Here is a 14,618-nt window from a genome sequence, read left to right as displayed (position 1 = left end):
ATGAAAATGCAAATAGTTCATACTTTAGGAATATTTGGTTTTTAGAAAAATATGAATCAATAGAACCAAATATTTTTGTGAAATGTTGCGAAACAATTATAAGAAATCAGAATTCGCTTATTCAGAGTATTTATTTTGAATCTATGTTTTATTCTGATAATTCTAATAAAACATTGAATAAATTTGAGAATCGATACGATCTTCTTGAATTGATTTATATGAAATTTGTGAGCAAGAATTCGGATGTAGATCTTAATGGGGCTTTTTTCATTAAGTTTTATGATGCCTACCCACCCATATTACAGAGCTATTTGAATCATATAATTAAGGACAATATTTTTAATGACACTAAATTATGTCAATTTTGGAATACTAAAAATTATTTTAAGATTATTACTGAAACTGTCCAATTTATTATTGACAATGAATCATCTAAATTCAAAATTTCAGGCCATCTTGAAAAATTATTTTTATGTCCCCGAAATAAATCCAAAAAGGACATAATTCTAATTCAAGATGATTGGATTACAAGATATGTTGACGGTAATTGCAATGATAAACAAAAAATGTATTATTTATTTCAACTAATTTCTTCTTTTGAATATGAAAGAAGAAGAAAATTTATTCTGCATTTTTTAGAAGTAAATCAAAGTTATGATTTCTTCGAAATACTTCCTTTGGTCAAACTTGACTATGGTGGTTTTGGTAGCATGGTTCCATATATAGAAGCAAAAGTTGATTTTTTAAGATCTTTACTTCCTTATTTACATGGATCCCAATTTCTAAAGCATAAATGTAAAGTTCAAAGTGATATTGAGACATGGGAACGTCAAATAAGAAATGAAAAGGTTGAAGATAAATTGGCAAATCGTTCCTTTTAAGATTTAACGAGGTTTTTCAGATGATTTCCAAAATAATCAATATCGGTTCTGAGATCGCTCCCGTTCTCTCGATCCGAAAATCTGCAGCAGATCTGTTTGATGAATTCGAATCATTCCCGGCAGATGAAATCTTGGTTGACTTTAAGGATGTGAATTTTATGAGCCGGGCTTTCGCTCATGAATATGTCGTTCAAAAACGAAAAAGCAGCAAAAATATTTCGGAAATTCATTTGTCGGAAGACGCTCAAAAAATGATTGAGATTGTTTCTCGATGATTTTTGAGAAACCTATTTTATAAAGCTTGAAATTCAAAAAAAGAAAAAAGCAAGAGCCCCGTGCGTGATTTGAACACGCGACCTAGTGATTACAAATCACTCGCTCCACCGCTGAGCTAACGAGGCTTTATGAAACAAACCCTTAACGGTATTCTTCTAAATAAATCTTATGGAAATTTGAGCGGATACTTTATATTTTTTTGAACTCTTCTTATTTATTATTGTCTTCGCTTTTCTTTTTCAAAATCATTTGGTGAAATCATGATGTGGCAGGAGTTTCAAGCCATCGGCAAACGGGTGGTCGGGTCCGGGTTGGTGGAATCCAATTTCGGAAACATGAGCGTTCGTTCCGTTTCCAGCGACACGATTCTTATTACAAAAACGGGCGCTGCGATGGATGAACTCGATCAAAATTCAATCGTTGAAGTGCCGCTCTTCCCGGCCGGCAGCAAATCGACGGCGGAAAAGATGGCGTCTTCGGAAACCGCCGTTCACCGGAAAATCTATCAGGAAACGGATGCAAAAGCCATTCTTCATGCGCATTGCCCGTATTCGGTCGTCATGTCGCTTCTTGAGTTTGAAGCCGGCAACGCGTCGATTGTGCCGGTCGACAGCGAAGGAAAACTGTTTTTGGGGGAAATCCCGATCGTTGTCGGCGGGATCGGCAGCGACGAGCTGGCGATCAATGCCGCAAACGCTTTTGCTTTCGGAAAGGAAACGGACGGAAACGCAAAAACCGTTTCGGGAATCGTTGTTCTCGGACACGGCACATTCGCCATCGGCAACGATTTAAAGCAAGCCTACCGTATCACAACACAGCTGGAATATGCAGCGAAAATCAAATATTTGTATGCAACGGCTAAAAATTTGTTTTAATATGATGAAAATCAAAATCAATTTGAAGCCCGTTATGTTTATCATATAAAGTTGTAGAAGTAAATTTATAAAGGAATCCGTTCTCTTATTGTCATCATTCATATATGGGGAAATAATTCAATGGCAGCAGATTCTCTCAGGCCTTTTGTGACGGATAAGTTCATCAATCCGGTTGCTGTGCATCTTGTGAAACTTAAAGTCACGCCTGACGTTCTTTCCGTTTTATCTTTAATTTTCTCATTTTTAGCCGGCGTTTCTTTTTATTTGGCGGGAACGAATTACGTCGTTCCGTCCTATTGGATGCTTTTGGTCGCCGTTTTTTGTGTTTTGATCAACTCCGGTCTTGACGCCTTTGACGGCGCCGTCGCCCGGATTATGGGCGTCGCCGGAAAGCGCGGCGACTTTTTGGATCACGTCATCGACCGCTACGCCGACGTTTTCATCATCTGCGGTATCATTTTCGGCGGCCTTTGTCCGTGGCAAATCGGTCTCGTCGCCATTGTCGGCGTTCTCCTCACCAGTTACCTCGGAACGCAAGCTCAAGCGATGGGCATCGGCCGCTATTACGGCGGCATTATGGGCCGGGCCGACCGCCTGATCATCATTTTGGCGGGCGCGTCGTTGGATTTCATTTATGATTTGATTTTCCACACATCGGAATCGTTTTACGGTCTTTCGTTCTTAGGCTGGGTCATGGTGATCATTGCGATTTTCTCTCACATCACGGCGCTTCAACGCATTTATTACATATGGAAAGCCATCCGCGCCGAAGAACGCGCGGAGAAGGCTGAAAAAGCAAAGAACGCTCAATAATCAAAAATAATAAAAGTAATTAAAAACAATAAAAATAAATCCGCTTTCAAAAAACGGTGTTCCCATGACAAATTCCCCTTTTATTTATTTAGACCATATCGCTGACACACGGTTTATTGCGTACGGCGATTCTTTGGAACACGTTTTTGAAAATTCGGCGCTGGCGATGTTCAACGTGATTGCCGACGTTTCAAACATTTCGCCGGAAGTCGAATTTGATGTTGAAGTTTACGCGTCGGAATTGGAAGACCTTTTGGTTCATTTCCTGTCCGAACTTCTTTTTTTGTTCGACGCCGAAGAAACGCTTTTCGGAAACATCACCGTTCACGAAATCCAACAAACGAACGGCATTTATTCGGTCACGGCAACCATTTCCGGCGAACCGATTGATTCGTCCAAGCAGAATTTCAGAACAGAAGTCAAGGCTGTCACTTACAATCATATTCGAGTTGAGAAGACAGATTCCGGGTTTGAGACGGAAGTTGTTTTGGATCTTTAAAAAAATTCCGTCGCTTCGCTCGGAATTTTTCAGGGCGGTGGGAGTCTGTTTCTATAAGCTTGCTTCGCAAACAGCTCCCTTCGGTCGCGCAAAGTTTATTTCATTTTATTTTTTGCTTACCGTGCAAACCATCCCGCAAATCAGACGTTTTGCGTCTGTATTTTGCGGAATCCGATCCGTAAGATACATTCCAATTTATAGTACAGATTGTACCTGCTGTTAACTATTATTAGATTGCAGTTTGCACCTACAGTTCACTATTTTTAGATTGCTGATTGCACCTACGGTTTCTAAAAATACAGTTGTATTCCTAATCCGATTTGCACCTACTGTCACTGTATCTAATCTTGTTAATCGGATTCCGATTAAATCAGACGCAATTGCGTCTGATTTGATCGGGAGGGCTTTCTTGAAATATACAAAAAATGCCCACTCGTTTTTCAAAAACTCGAAACAAAAAAGTGTCGCTATAACGCGCGCGCAGCCGCTCGCCCAAAAAAGAAAACAAAAAAAGAGAAAGGGAAAAAATCAAAATCTTACGCATTTTCCCCAATCAGTCTGGCTGGAATCGTTTTCAAATAAGGTGACACCGTCACTGAAAACGGCAATTGGTCTAAAATATCTTTCTTCAAATCGACGCCGTCAACGATTTCTGTCAACACGAGTCCGGAGTCTTTCAACTCAAAAACGCATCTTTCCGTCACATAGAGAACGCGCTGTTTGGATTCTTTCGCGTTGATTGAACTGAAGCTGATGGAACGAACTTGGTTCACAAACTTTGGGAACTTGCCTTCCGATTCGATTTTCAGCTTTTCGTTTTCAATTTTCACTTTGAGGCCGCCGGCTGTAAATGTGGCGCAAAAGACAACGGTCGGCGTTGATTGTGTGATGTTGGCAAAACCGCCGATGCCGGTAATTCGTCCGGAAGACATGTGGCCGTTGACGTTTCCGGATCCGTCAATTTCAAGAGCGCCGATGAAACAAATGTTGAGGCCGCCGCCGTCATAAAAATCAAATTGCTGCGACATATCATAAATCGTGTCGGCGCCGCTGGTCGCGCCAAATGAAACCCCGGACGCCGGGAGACCGCCGATCGCGCCGGATTCCACTGTCAGCGTGATGTCCTTCAAGAGTCCTTCTTTGGCCGCGACGACCGCCACCGCTTCCGGAATGCCGATGCCGATGTTGGCCACCTGCCCCGGATGCAGTTCCAAAAAGGCGCGGGACGCAACGAGAAGGCGTTCCGTATCGCTGAGGTTGGCCGCGTTTTTCTCTTTGGCTTTCGCCCATTCGGCCAGCTCCTGGGGCTCAATATACGTGTCGCCCGAATACGTTGGTTCGTAACCGTTGACGCTCAAAATCTGGCTTTGGTTGGAACAAACGACGATTGCGTCGACCAAAATGCCGGGAACAATCACATTGCGGGGACGCAGGTGGTTGGAAATGACCCGCTCCACTTGCACAATCACTTTGCCGCCCCGGCGGTGAACGGCCTGTGCCAGAGCCAATGCGTCGACTGTGGCGCATTCCTTTTCAAAAGAAATATTTCCTTGGGAATCGGCGCTGGTTCCTTTGATAAAAGCGATATCAATTTCAGGCGTCTTGTAAATCAAATATTCGTCGTTCCCGATTTTGGCTTTGGAGATCCAATCTCTTTTGGAAACGCTGTTGAGTTTGTAACCGCCGATATCGGGGTCGGTAAACAGATTCATGCCGATCTTGGTGGCATAAAAGTCTTTTCCGCCGGCTGCCGCTCGAATCATGTGAGACATCGATCCCAGCGGTAAATTATATCCTTCAATGTCGCCCGCTAATATTTTTTTAGCGGTCACCGGCATCGATCCGAGATGTCCCAAAACGGCGCAGGAAACCGCTCCATCTTGAATGTAGCCTTCAATCGGCGAATTCTCATTCCAGTCGCCGAATCCGGCGGAACAATAAACCGTTAAGTTGCGCGGGCTTTGCATTTTTTGAAAACGGCGGGTGAGCGCCAAATGAAGTTCCGTCGGATTGCTAATCGACAAAAAAGCGTTGACGCCGATAACGTCTCCGTCTTTGATTAAACCGACCGCTTCGTCCGGGGACATGAATTTGAACACTAAAAAACCTCCGCATGAACACTGTTTTTAAAAAGATTTTTAAATTTTTCTAAAAAATCTAAATTTTTCCAAAATATATTCCAAACAATTAAATCAATGAATTGGTAATCATTAACTATTACCCTCAAATCATTTATATTTCAATTTATCTTGTCAAATAATTTTTTCTAAAAAATTAATCAAATATTTCTAAAGTATTCTGATTCCAAATTTCAATTCCAAATTTCAATTCCAAATTTCAATTCCAAATTCAATTTCAAAATTTAATTCCAAAATTCAATTTCAAAATTTAATTCCAAAATTTAATTTCAAATATTTCAATTCCAAAATTTAATTTCAAATATTTCAATACCAATTATCTAAAATTATTCTATTATTTTTATCAAATTTCCGGGAAAAATCATGACTCAACAATACGAAAATCAAAAAGGAAAAAGCGATTCGAACAGAGAATCAACCGACAGCGTCCCGGAAGACGTGATGGGCGCGCTCAACCGTGTCAATGAAAACACCTGGGACATTCCAACTTCCCGTTTACGCGGCATGCGCGTTCCCGGACGTATCTTCCTGTCAGAAAAACTTCTCTCCAGCATCGATTTGGCAACCATCGACCAAATCGCCAACGTGTCTATGCTTCCCGGAATTTTGGATTATTCCATGGCGATGCCCGACGTCCATCTCGGTTACGGATTTACAATCGGCGGCGTCGCCGCTTTTGATCCGCAGGAAGGCGTCATCAGCCCCGGCGGCGTCGGCTTTGACATCAATTGCGGCGTCCGTTTGATGAAAACCAATCTCACCCGCGAAGACGTCGTTCCGCACATCAAAACGCTCACAGAAAGTCTTTTCCATAAAATTCCGTCCGGCGTCGGCTCCAAAGGACAGTTCCGTGTCAACGATACGCAGCTGACGGATGCCTTCTTGCACGGTTCGGAATGGGCGGTCGAATCCGGATACGGTATTGAGGACGATACCAAAAATTGCGAATCCGCCGGATTCATGAAAGGCGGCAATCCCGAAAAAGTCGGCGTCAAAGCGCGCCAGCGCGGGCGTCCGCAGTTCGGAACTCTCGGCAGCGGCAACCACTTTTTGGAAATCCAGTATGTGGACAAGATTTATGATCCTGTGGCGGCGGCAGCATACGGATTGTATGAAGGCCAAGTCAACGTCATGATTCACTGCGGTTCCCGCGGCGCCGGCCATCAGATTTGTACCGACCATCTTCAAAATCTGAATGAAGCGGTCAAAAAATATAAGATCGATATTCCCGACAAACAATTAGCGTGCGCGCCGGCCGAATCCAAAGAGGCGCAGGACTATTATGAAGCGATGATCTGCGGCGCGAATTATGCCTGGGCGAACCGGCAAGTGATCATGCATTGGACGCGTGAGGTTTTTGAAAACTTTTACGGCAAAGACGTCGACGAACTCGGCATGAAACTGCTTTACGACGTCGCTCACAACGTCGCCAAATATGAAACCCATACGGTTGACGGCAAAAAGAAAGACGTTTATGTTCACCGAAAAGGCGCCACCCGTGCGTTTCCGGCCGGTCACCCTGAAGTGCCGCAGCACTACCGTGATGTCGGACAACCGGTTTTGATTCCGGGAAGCATGGGAACGCCGTCATTTGTTCTCAAGGGCGGACCCCGATCGATGGAACTCTCATTCGGCAGCGCTTGCCATGGCGCCGGCCGTGTGATGGGTCGCGGGCAAGCCAAAAGCAATATGAGCGGCGAAGCCATCCGGGAAGAGTTAGCCCGCCAAGGCATTACGGTTCGCGCCGACAAGCCGTCCGTGATTGCTGAGGAAGCGCCGAGCGTTTACAAGCCGAGCGACGAAGTGGTTGACGTGGTCGACCAACTCGGCATTGCAAATAAAGTGGCCAGGCTGATTCCGATCGGCGTGATTAAAGGTTGAAAATTGAAATTTATTTTATTTCATTTCCATTTTCAATCAATCATACCTTTTCTTTTTTTTCCTCTTCTCTTCTTTCTTTCCTTTTTTGTTTTCTTTTTTGGACGGCAGCATGCGCGCGCGTTACAGCGACACTTTTTCTTTTTGGTTTAAAATCGGCAACATATTTCCCTTAATTAAGTCGCCCATCATTCGGTTTTTGCGTTTTTCATATGAATATTGTTGTAATTTGTCGCATTATTCATATGAATAATGTTCAAATATTATACATTTTTCATATGAATAATGCAGAAAAAAACGCAAAATTTATATGAATCTTTGATTATTTATTATCCGTTATTGAACTTGAATCTTTCAAACGGGGCGTCAAAATGCAAAGAATGTTTTGTGATCAACTGTTGGCTTGGAAAAATCATCCGGCAAGAAAGCCGCTGATATTGAAAGGCGTTCGCCAATGCGGAAAAACCTATTTGCTGAAGGAATTCGGGCGATCTAATTACGACGATGCCGCTTATTTTAACTTTGAAGGAAATGAGGCGTTGCAGAATGTTTTTGAATTTGATCTGGATCCGGAGCGCATCATCAAAGAGTTGAGTATTTTAAGAGAAAAACAAATTCAACCGGAGAAGACGCTCCTCATTTTTGATGAAATCCAGTTTTGCAGCCGGGCTTTGACGAGTTTGAAGTATTTTTATGAAAACGCGCCGTCTTATCATATTGTTTGCGCCGGTTCGCTGCTCGGCGTGGCTCTCTCTGCTCATGGTTCGACGTCGTTTCCGGTCGGAAAAGTGGATTTGATGACGCTTTATCCGATGAATTTTTATGAATTTTTATTGGCCAACGGCGAAAAAATGCTTTGTGATTATTTGAAAAATCTCTCCACAAAAGAGGCGGTTTCCGAGACGTTTACGGAAAAACTGGAGATATATTTGAGAAATTATTACATCACAGGCGGCATGCCGGAAGTTGTTGAAACTTGGGTCCGGACGAAAAATATCGAAGCGGTTGAAGAAATTCAGCAAAAAATACTGGACAGCTATAAATTAGATTTTGCAAAGCATGCGCCGCCGAAAGAATTTGCAAAAATGTCGATGATTTGGGATTCCGTTCCGGTCCAACTGGCCCGGGAAAATCAAAAATTTGTCTTCAGCCATGTCAAAAGCGGTCAACGGGCCAAGGATTTGGAAGAGGCGATGGAATGGCTGATTCAAGCCGGCTTAATTTACAGAGTCGCCAAAATCACAAAGCCCGGCATTCCGCTTTCGGCCTACTCCGATTTATCTTATTTCAAATTGTACTTTGCCGATATCGGTCTTCTCCGGAAAACGGCAAAAGTACCGGCAGAGGTTATTATTGAACGGACGAACAAAAACGAATTGAAAGACATTTACAAGGAATTCAAAGGCGTGCTCGCCGAAAATTATGTTTTGTGCGAACTGGTCAACTTGAAAAACGCCGTTCCGTTTTATTGGCGGTCGGAAAACATAGCCGAGGTCGATTTTATTGCGCAGTTCGGCGCGGACATCGTACCGATTGAAGTCAAAGCGGACCACAACAGCAAATCCAAAAGTCTTGACGTTTACCGAAAACAATACAATCCGAGAATTTCAATCAAAGCCACGATGAATAACGTCAGCGGAAAAGAAGTCAAGTTTGTTCCGCTTTATTTGGCTTGGAAATTAGACGATTACATCGTTGAAGATAAAACTTAAAAATCTGAAAAATAAAACAACCCACCGTTTTGGACGTTCGTCAAAAACGATTGCCATAACGCGCGCGGCGCCGGCGTTCAAAAAATAGAAAAAACAAAAAAGTAAATAACGAAAAGAAGAAAGTGAAAAAAGAAAAAAAATCAATTGATTTACTTTTTCTTCGATTTTCCTTTTTTAGCGGATTGCTGCAAAATCACCGGCAAATCGATGGCGTATTGCCCTTCTTCTTTGATGCCGACGACGATTTCCTCGTTGTCCATGATGGAGCCGAGGTTGAGTTCGTAAGATCCGGTGTCCAAAATCCGGATGGAATCGACACGGTCCGGTTCCGGTTCTTGCTTTGTCATTTCTTCGGAATCCAGCACGCTGTCGATGTTTTCGAGAACTTTGTTGATGGACCCGGATTTTTCTTTTTGGTCCGGCCAGTTCGTTTTGTCGATTTCATGAAGGCCGGTGTCCGAAGACGCCTCTGCGCTGATATTTGCAGCTGCTGCACTCACCGTTTCTTCTCGAACATAAAGGAATTTGTTCCATTTGCAGGTTGGGCAGCCGGTCAAAATAACCGGGTCGCCGTCGCCAAAAATGGCACCGCATTTCGTACATCTGTGTGGCATCGGATTTCACCGTAAAAAGAATTCATGAATTGAATAAATGAATCGGAATTGAATGAATAATGAATTAAATCATATATTGATATAAAATAAATGAAATTATCTTCATTACAGCCTTACGGTATTTATAGATTTATTATTTTCCTTTTTATCGTGTTCATTTTATTTTTTCTGTTTTTATTTTTCTTTTTTTAATTTGGCTTTGATTGATTCCTCTTTTTGTCAAAAACAGATTTTCTCCAATCCATAAGTATTTATAAAATCAATTAGTTCTAGGATTGCAATTTAAGCAAGGAATCAAATAATTTGAGTCATTGCATTGCTTTTTTACATTATTTTGGCGAAGCGAGGTAGGGTAGCCAGGAGATCCCGACGGGCTCATAACCCGTAGACCGATGGTTCGAATCCATCCCTCGCTATTTTTTGTTTTTTCTTTTGTTTTTCTGTTCTCTCTTTCTTTTCACTTTTGTTTTTCATTTTTGATTGCGTCGGCTCACGCGCGCGTTATGGCAATCACTTTTCTCGAATCATCAAAAACGGGGACTGTTTTTTTGTTTTGCAACAAAATAAATAAGATGAGCGAATTAAAGGATGACAAAATCGATTCTTTAGTGATATTTTATGGCTCAAAAATTAGACCCGTGGAAGTCTTCCGAAAACCTGGACTATTCAAAACTTTTTGACGAATTCGGCATTTCGCCGTTTGCGGACGTGCTGCCTCAAATCAAAAACCCGCACAAGTTCATGAGACGGGGCGTTATCTTCGGGCACCGGGATTTCGAGTCCATCGTTTCTGCTTTAAATGACAAAAAGCCATACGTCGTCCTTGACGGGTTCATGCCGACCGGAAAAGCGCATTTCGGCCACAAAATGGTGATGGATCAAATTGTTTGGTACCAGCAAAACGGCGCCAAAGCCGTCGTCGGCATCGCCGACCGGGAAGCGCATTCGGTGCGCAATCTTTCCTGGGAAGAATGCAAACGCATCGGCGTGGAAGAATATTTGATCAGTTTGATTGCCTTGGGTCTGGAACCGGAAAACGCGCGCCTGTATTTCCAATCGGAATGTGAAGCCGTTAAGGATTTGGCTTTTGAGCTCGGCATTCACGTCAATTCATCGGAACTGTCGGCAATCTACGGTTTTTCCGGGGAAACAAAATTATCGCATATGGTCAGCACGGTCACACAAGGCGCTGACATTTTACATTCCCAGCTTTTGGAATTTGAGGGTCCGATTCCGGTTGTCGTACCGGTCGGCGCCGACCAAGATCCGCACATCCGTCTCACACGCGGGGTTGCGTCCAAAATGAACATGTTTTTGATTGAAAAGCGGACGGACAAGGACAACAAACCGTATTGGAGCGTTCGCGGCAAAGACGCGCCGGAAAACGCTTTTGAACTCATGGACAAACGTCTGAAATCCGAAATTCCGAACGTCAAAACGAAAGTGTCTAAGGAACACATGGATATTTTCAGCGACATGAGCGCCGGCAACGAAGAAACGCTTCGAGCGGTCGTTCAGGAAATTGAATTGGAACTCGGCGGCTATGCGTTCATTGCGCCGGCGTCGACGTACCACCGGTTCATGAGCGGGCTCACCGGCGGCAAAATGTCGAGCAGCATTCCGGAAAGCAACATTGCACTCACGGAAGACCCGAAAGCGGCGGCTAAGAAAGTCATGAAATCAAAGACCGGCGGCCGGACAACCGTTGAAGAACAAAAGGAACTCGGCGGGGAGCCGGATAAATGTTCCGTTTTTGAACTCTTCGTTTTCCATCTGATTGACGACGACGACGAACTTTGTCAAATCCAAAACGATTGTCAGAGCGGCAAAATTTTGTGCGGCGAATGCAAGAAAAAAGCGGCTGACAAGATTGAAGCGTTTTTGACGGACCACCAAGAGAAACGGAAAATCGCGCGGGAACGATTGTGCGAATTCGGAATCAATTATTAATCTCGGTTGGTTTCGTTTCGTCTCGTTTAGATACGATAATTTATTTAGCAAAATGAGGTTTATAAGTTCATTTATGAATTTATCTCATTCAATTTCAATTCACTTCAACTTCAATTTCAATTCAAAATTTAATATTCATTCAATTCATAAATTTTCAATATCATCTTCAAGCATCAAGATTTGATACGTATGGCAAATTACGATTTAACCAATAATGAAAAAAAGGTTCTTTTGGCTCTCAACGAACTGGACACGGCCGAACTCAAAGACGTGGTCGAAATTTCCGACTTGAACGCGGACGCCTCCATGCAGGCGGCTTTCCTTTTGGAAGAAAAGGGACTCTGTCAAGTCATTGAATCTTCTTTTGAGCTCTACGGACTTTCCTGCGAAGGAAAACAATACGCTGAAGCCGGACTTCCGGAGCGGCAAATCATGGACAGCATCGACGGTCCGACGCCGCTTGAAAATTTAAGAGAGCTTTTTTCTCCGCAATTGGTCGGCATTGCGACCGGTTGGCTCATTAAAAAGAAATGGGCGAAAATCGATGACGGCATTTTGATTCCGCTCGGCGATGCGTCGAAAGGTGAAGACGAAAAAGTCCTCGGCGGTCTTTATGAAAATTCTCTGGAAAACGACACGTTCGATCCGGTTTTTGAACTGCCGGAAGAAGTTGCGTCCAAAGCGACCGTCCAAGACCTTCTCAAGCGCAAACTGCTTGAAAAAGACGAATATACCACCCGCAAAATCGTGATTACGAAAGACGGCAAAGCCTTGGCGGCCGAAGGTATTTTCATCACGGAAGAAATCGCGCAAATCACGCCCGAACTGCTCAAAAGCGGCGACTGGGAAGGCAAAACCTACCGTCCCTACAAAGTTCAAAAACCGGTGAAACCGCTTTACGGCGCTAAAATTCACCCGTACCAGCGCATGATTGACGAGATGCGTCAAATTTTCTTAGAAATGGGTTTCACGGAAATCAAAGGCAACATCGTCCAATCCTCTTTTTGGAACTTTGACGCCCTTTTCCAGCCGCAGGACCACCCGGCACGGGAAATGCAGGACACCTTCCACCTCGGCGACCGCACGCCTGTTCCGGAAGAATTCGTGGACAAAGTCCGCGCCTGCCACGAAACCGGCGGCAACACCGGCTCAACCGGCTGGGGCGGCAAGTGGAGCGCCGATATTTCTGAAAAGAACGTGCTTCGAACGCACACAACATCTGTCACCATCAAATATTTGGCCGACAATCCGAAAGGCCCCATAAAGGTTTTCTCGATCGACCGCGCCTACCGCCGTGAAACCATCGACCCGACGCACACGCCGGAATTTGAACAATTGGAAGGCATCATCATGGATGAAGGCATGAGTTTTTCCAACCTCCTCGGCTGTTTAAAAGAATTCTACCACCGCATGGGCTTCTCCGAAGTCCGCTTCCGCCCCGGCTATTTCCCGTACACGGAACCGAGCGTCGAGCCGGAAGTGTATATTGAGGGCATGGGCTGGGTTGAACTCGGCGGCGCCGGTGTTTTCAGAAAAGAAGTCACGGAACCGTTCGGCATCACTCAGCCGGTTTTGGCCTGGGGCCTTGGCGTCAGCCGCGTCGCGATGCTGAAACTCGGACTCAAAGACCTTCGCGAATTGTACCAATCCGATATCGATTGGCTCCGGAAAAGCGAAGTCGGAAACGGACTTTAATCCGTTTCTTTCATTTTCTTTTTTTCTCTTTTTTGTTTTTGGCGAGCGGCCTGCGCGCGCGTTATGGCGACACTTTTTCTTTTCGTTTTTCAAAAACCGATGGGTCATTTTATTTTCGCTTTCAACAAAACTGTCCCGAAGTTTATTTTCTAATTTCAAGCAAACCATCCCGAAAAATCAAACGCTTTGCGTTTGATTTTCTCGGAATCCGATGAAATGGAATTGGGAAATAGCAACTGCAGGTGCAAAACGGAAACAAGAAAGGACTGTATTGTTGGAAACAGAAGGTGCAATCTGAAATTTAAAAACAGTTAACTGTAAGGTGCAACTCAGTACTGTAAAATTGGAATGTATCTTACTGATCGGATTCCGCAAAATACAGACGCAAAGCGTCTGATTTTGCGGGGTTGTTTGCTTGATTTTGAAATAATGCCATTATTTCATCTTTTCTAATTCAGAAAACGATTCCCTTTCTATGATACATTTTATATCCATCGTTGCATTTATCCTTTATATTCATCATTCCATTCATTCCGTTTAATCAAATTATCAGGTGAACACATGGTTTTTATTTTGCTCAATTACAAGACTTTTGACGAAGGAACGGGCGCCAAATCCGTTGACATCGCCCGCGCGTGCCGGGACGTTTCCGAAAGCTCCGGCATTGAAATCGCTGTTGCGCCCCAGTTTCCCGATCTTTTCCGCATTTCATCCGCCGTGGACATTCCGGTTTTTGCGCAGCACGTCGACGGCATCGGTTCCGGCAGCAACACCGGACAAATTTATTCCCGCTGCATCCGGGAAGCCGGCGCTTCCGGGAGTTTGATTAACCACTCCGAAAAACGGATGACGTTGGCTGACATCGAACGCTCGCTTTTGTCGCTCAAAGAAAACAGAATGAGAAGCGTTATTTGTACGAACAACGTCGCCACAACGGCGGCGGCGTCCGCGCTTTCGCCGGACTACGTCGCAATCGAACCGCCCGAACTCATCGGCACCGGCGTTCCGGTTTCCAAAGCCAATCCCGGCATTATTACGGATTCGGTTGAAGCCGCCCGAAAAATCGACAAAAAGGTTGTCGTGCTTTGCGGCGCCGGCATTTCCAAAGGCGAAGACTTGAAAGCGGCGATTGAACTCGGCGCCGGCGGCGTTTTGCTCGCGTCCGGCATTATCAAAGCGAAGGATCCGAAAGCAGCGCTTGAAGACTTAGTGTCGTTGATTTAAAAAATTATTCTGCATTCTGATCATGTTTTGAGAATTGCAAACATTCGTTAAATTGAGTTGGAG

12 protein-coding genes and 2 tRNA genes are annotated in these 14,618 nt (G+C 44.1%); 11 read left to right on the top strand and 3 right to left on the bottom strand.

The genetic code is table 11. From position 1 onward, the window contains the following. Positions 1–143 precede the first annotated feature (143 nt). Both MsAg5_RS01535 and MsAg5_RS01530 read left to right on the top strand, forming a co-directional pair. Complete coding sequence (locus tag MsAg5_RS01535) at positions 144–881, top strand: hypothetical protein (RefSeq protein WP_338098854.1); 738 nt, start codon at positions 144–146, stop codon at positions 879–881. Positions 882–901: 20 nt separating this feature from the next. Then, a complete protein-coding gene (locus MsAg5_RS01530; RefSeq protein WP_338098853.1) occupies positions 902–1,156 on the top strand; it encodes a hypothetical protein in 255 nt (84 codons plus the stop codon). A gap of 54 nt (positions 1,157–1,210) precedes the next feature. Here the strand turns inward: MsAg5_RS01530 and MsAg5_RS01525 are convergent. Next, positions 1,211–1,282, bottom strand: a tRNA-Thr gene (locus MsAg5_RS01525). 135 nt (positions 1,283–1,417) lie between these two features. Between MsAg5_RS01525 and MsAg5_RS01520 the strand changes: the two genes are divergently transcribed. The 3 genes from MsAg5_RS01520 to MsAg5_RS01510 all read left to right on the top strand — a co-directional run bounded on the left by MsAg5_RS01520 (position 1,418) and on the right by MsAg5_RS01510 (position 3,344). Further along, the gene (locus MsAg5_RS01520; RefSeq protein WP_338098852.1) at positions 1,418–2,032 is read left to right on the top strand and encodes an aldolase; all 615 of its coding nucleotides are present in this window, start codon (positions 1,418–1,420) and stop codon (positions 2,030–2,032) included. 120 nt (positions 2,033–2,152) lie between these two features. Next, positions 2,153–2,845 (top strand): CDP-alcohol phosphatidyltransferase family protein, encoded by a 693-nt coding sequence (locus tag MsAg5_RS01515; protein ID WP_338098851.1) that lies wholly within the window; start codon positions 2,153–2,155, stop codon positions 2,843–2,845. Between the two features lie 64 nt (positions 2,846–2,909). Further along, the gene (locus MsAg5_RS01510) at positions 2,910–3,344 is read left to right on the top strand and encodes an archease (protein ID WP_338098850.1); all 435 of its coding nucleotides are present in this window, start codon (positions 2,910–2,912) and stop codon (positions 3,342–3,344) included. Between the two features lie 536 nt (positions 3,345–3,880). On the opposite strand, the gene MsAg5_RS01505 is transcribed toward MsAg5_RS01510, so the two are convergent. Next, complete coding sequence (locus MsAg5_RS01505) at positions 3,881–5,443, bottom strand: CoA-transferase (protein WP_338098849.1); 1,563 nt, start codon at positions 5,441–5,443, stop codon at positions 3,881–3,883. Between the two features lie 480 nt (positions 5,444–5,923). On the opposite strand from MsAg5_RS01505, the gene MsAg5_RS01500 reads away from it, so the two are divergent. Together MsAg5_RS01500 and MsAg5_RS01495 are read left to right on the top strand one after the other, a co-directional pair. Beyond that, a complete protein-coding gene (locus tag MsAg5_RS01500; RefSeq protein WP_338098915.1) occupies positions 5,924–7,363 on the top strand; it encodes an RtcB family protein in 1,440 nt (479 codons plus the stop codon). Between the two features lie 368 nt (positions 7,364–7,731). Then, entirely contained in the window at positions 7,732–9,072 is a 1,341-nt protein-coding gene (locus MsAg5_RS01495; RefSeq protein ID WP_338098848.1) for an ATP-binding protein, read from the top strand. A gap of 149 nt (positions 9,073–9,221) precedes the next feature. On the opposite strand, the gene MsAg5_RS01490 is transcribed toward MsAg5_RS01495, so the two are convergent. After that, the gene (locus MsAg5_RS01490) at positions 9,222–9,686 is read right to left on the bottom strand and encodes a Zn-ribbon domain-containing protein (protein WP_338098847.1); all 465 of its coding nucleotides are present in this window, start codon (positions 9,684–9,686) and stop codon (positions 9,222–9,224) included. A 341-nt stretch (positions 9,687–10,027) separates the two neighbouring features. Between MsAg5_RS01490 and MsAg5_RS01485 the strand changes: the two genes are divergently transcribed. The 4 genes from MsAg5_RS01485 to tpiA all read left to right on the top strand — a co-directional run bounded on the left by MsAg5_RS01485 (position 10,028) and on the right by tpiA (position 14,555). Further along, positions 10,028–10,102, top strand: a tRNA-Met gene (locus MsAg5_RS01485). A 202-nt stretch (positions 10,103–10,304) separates the two neighbouring features. Next, positions 10,305–11,636, top strand: a complete 1,332-nt coding sequence (locus MsAg5_RS01480) for a tryptophan--tRNA ligase (RefSeq protein ID WP_338098846.1) — start codon at positions 10,305–10,307, stop codon at positions 11,634–11,636. Positions 11,637–11,825: 189 nt separating this feature from the next. After that, positions 11,826–13,331 (top strand): phenylalanine--tRNA ligase subunit alpha, encoded by a 1,506-nt coding sequence (gene pheS, locus MsAg5_RS01475; RefSeq protein ID WP_338098844.1) that lies wholly within the window; start codon positions 11,826–11,828, stop codon positions 13,329–13,331. Between the two features lie 561 nt (positions 13,332–13,892). Continuing rightward, complete coding sequence (gene tpiA / locus MsAg5_RS01470) at positions 13,893–14,555, top strand: triose-phosphate isomerase (protein ID WP_338098843.1); 663 nt, start codon at positions 13,893–13,895, stop codon at positions 14,553–14,555. Positions 14,556–14,618: the final 63 nt, after the last annotated feature.

The organism is Methanolapillus africanus (assembly GCF_032714475.1).
Classification (GTDB): Archaea; Halobacteriota; Methanosarcinia; order Methanosarcinales; family Methanosarcinaceae; genus Methanolapillus; species Methanolapillus africanus.
Note: the sequence above shows the minus strand (reverse complement) of the source record. Positions and strands in the feature narration are given on the sequence as shown.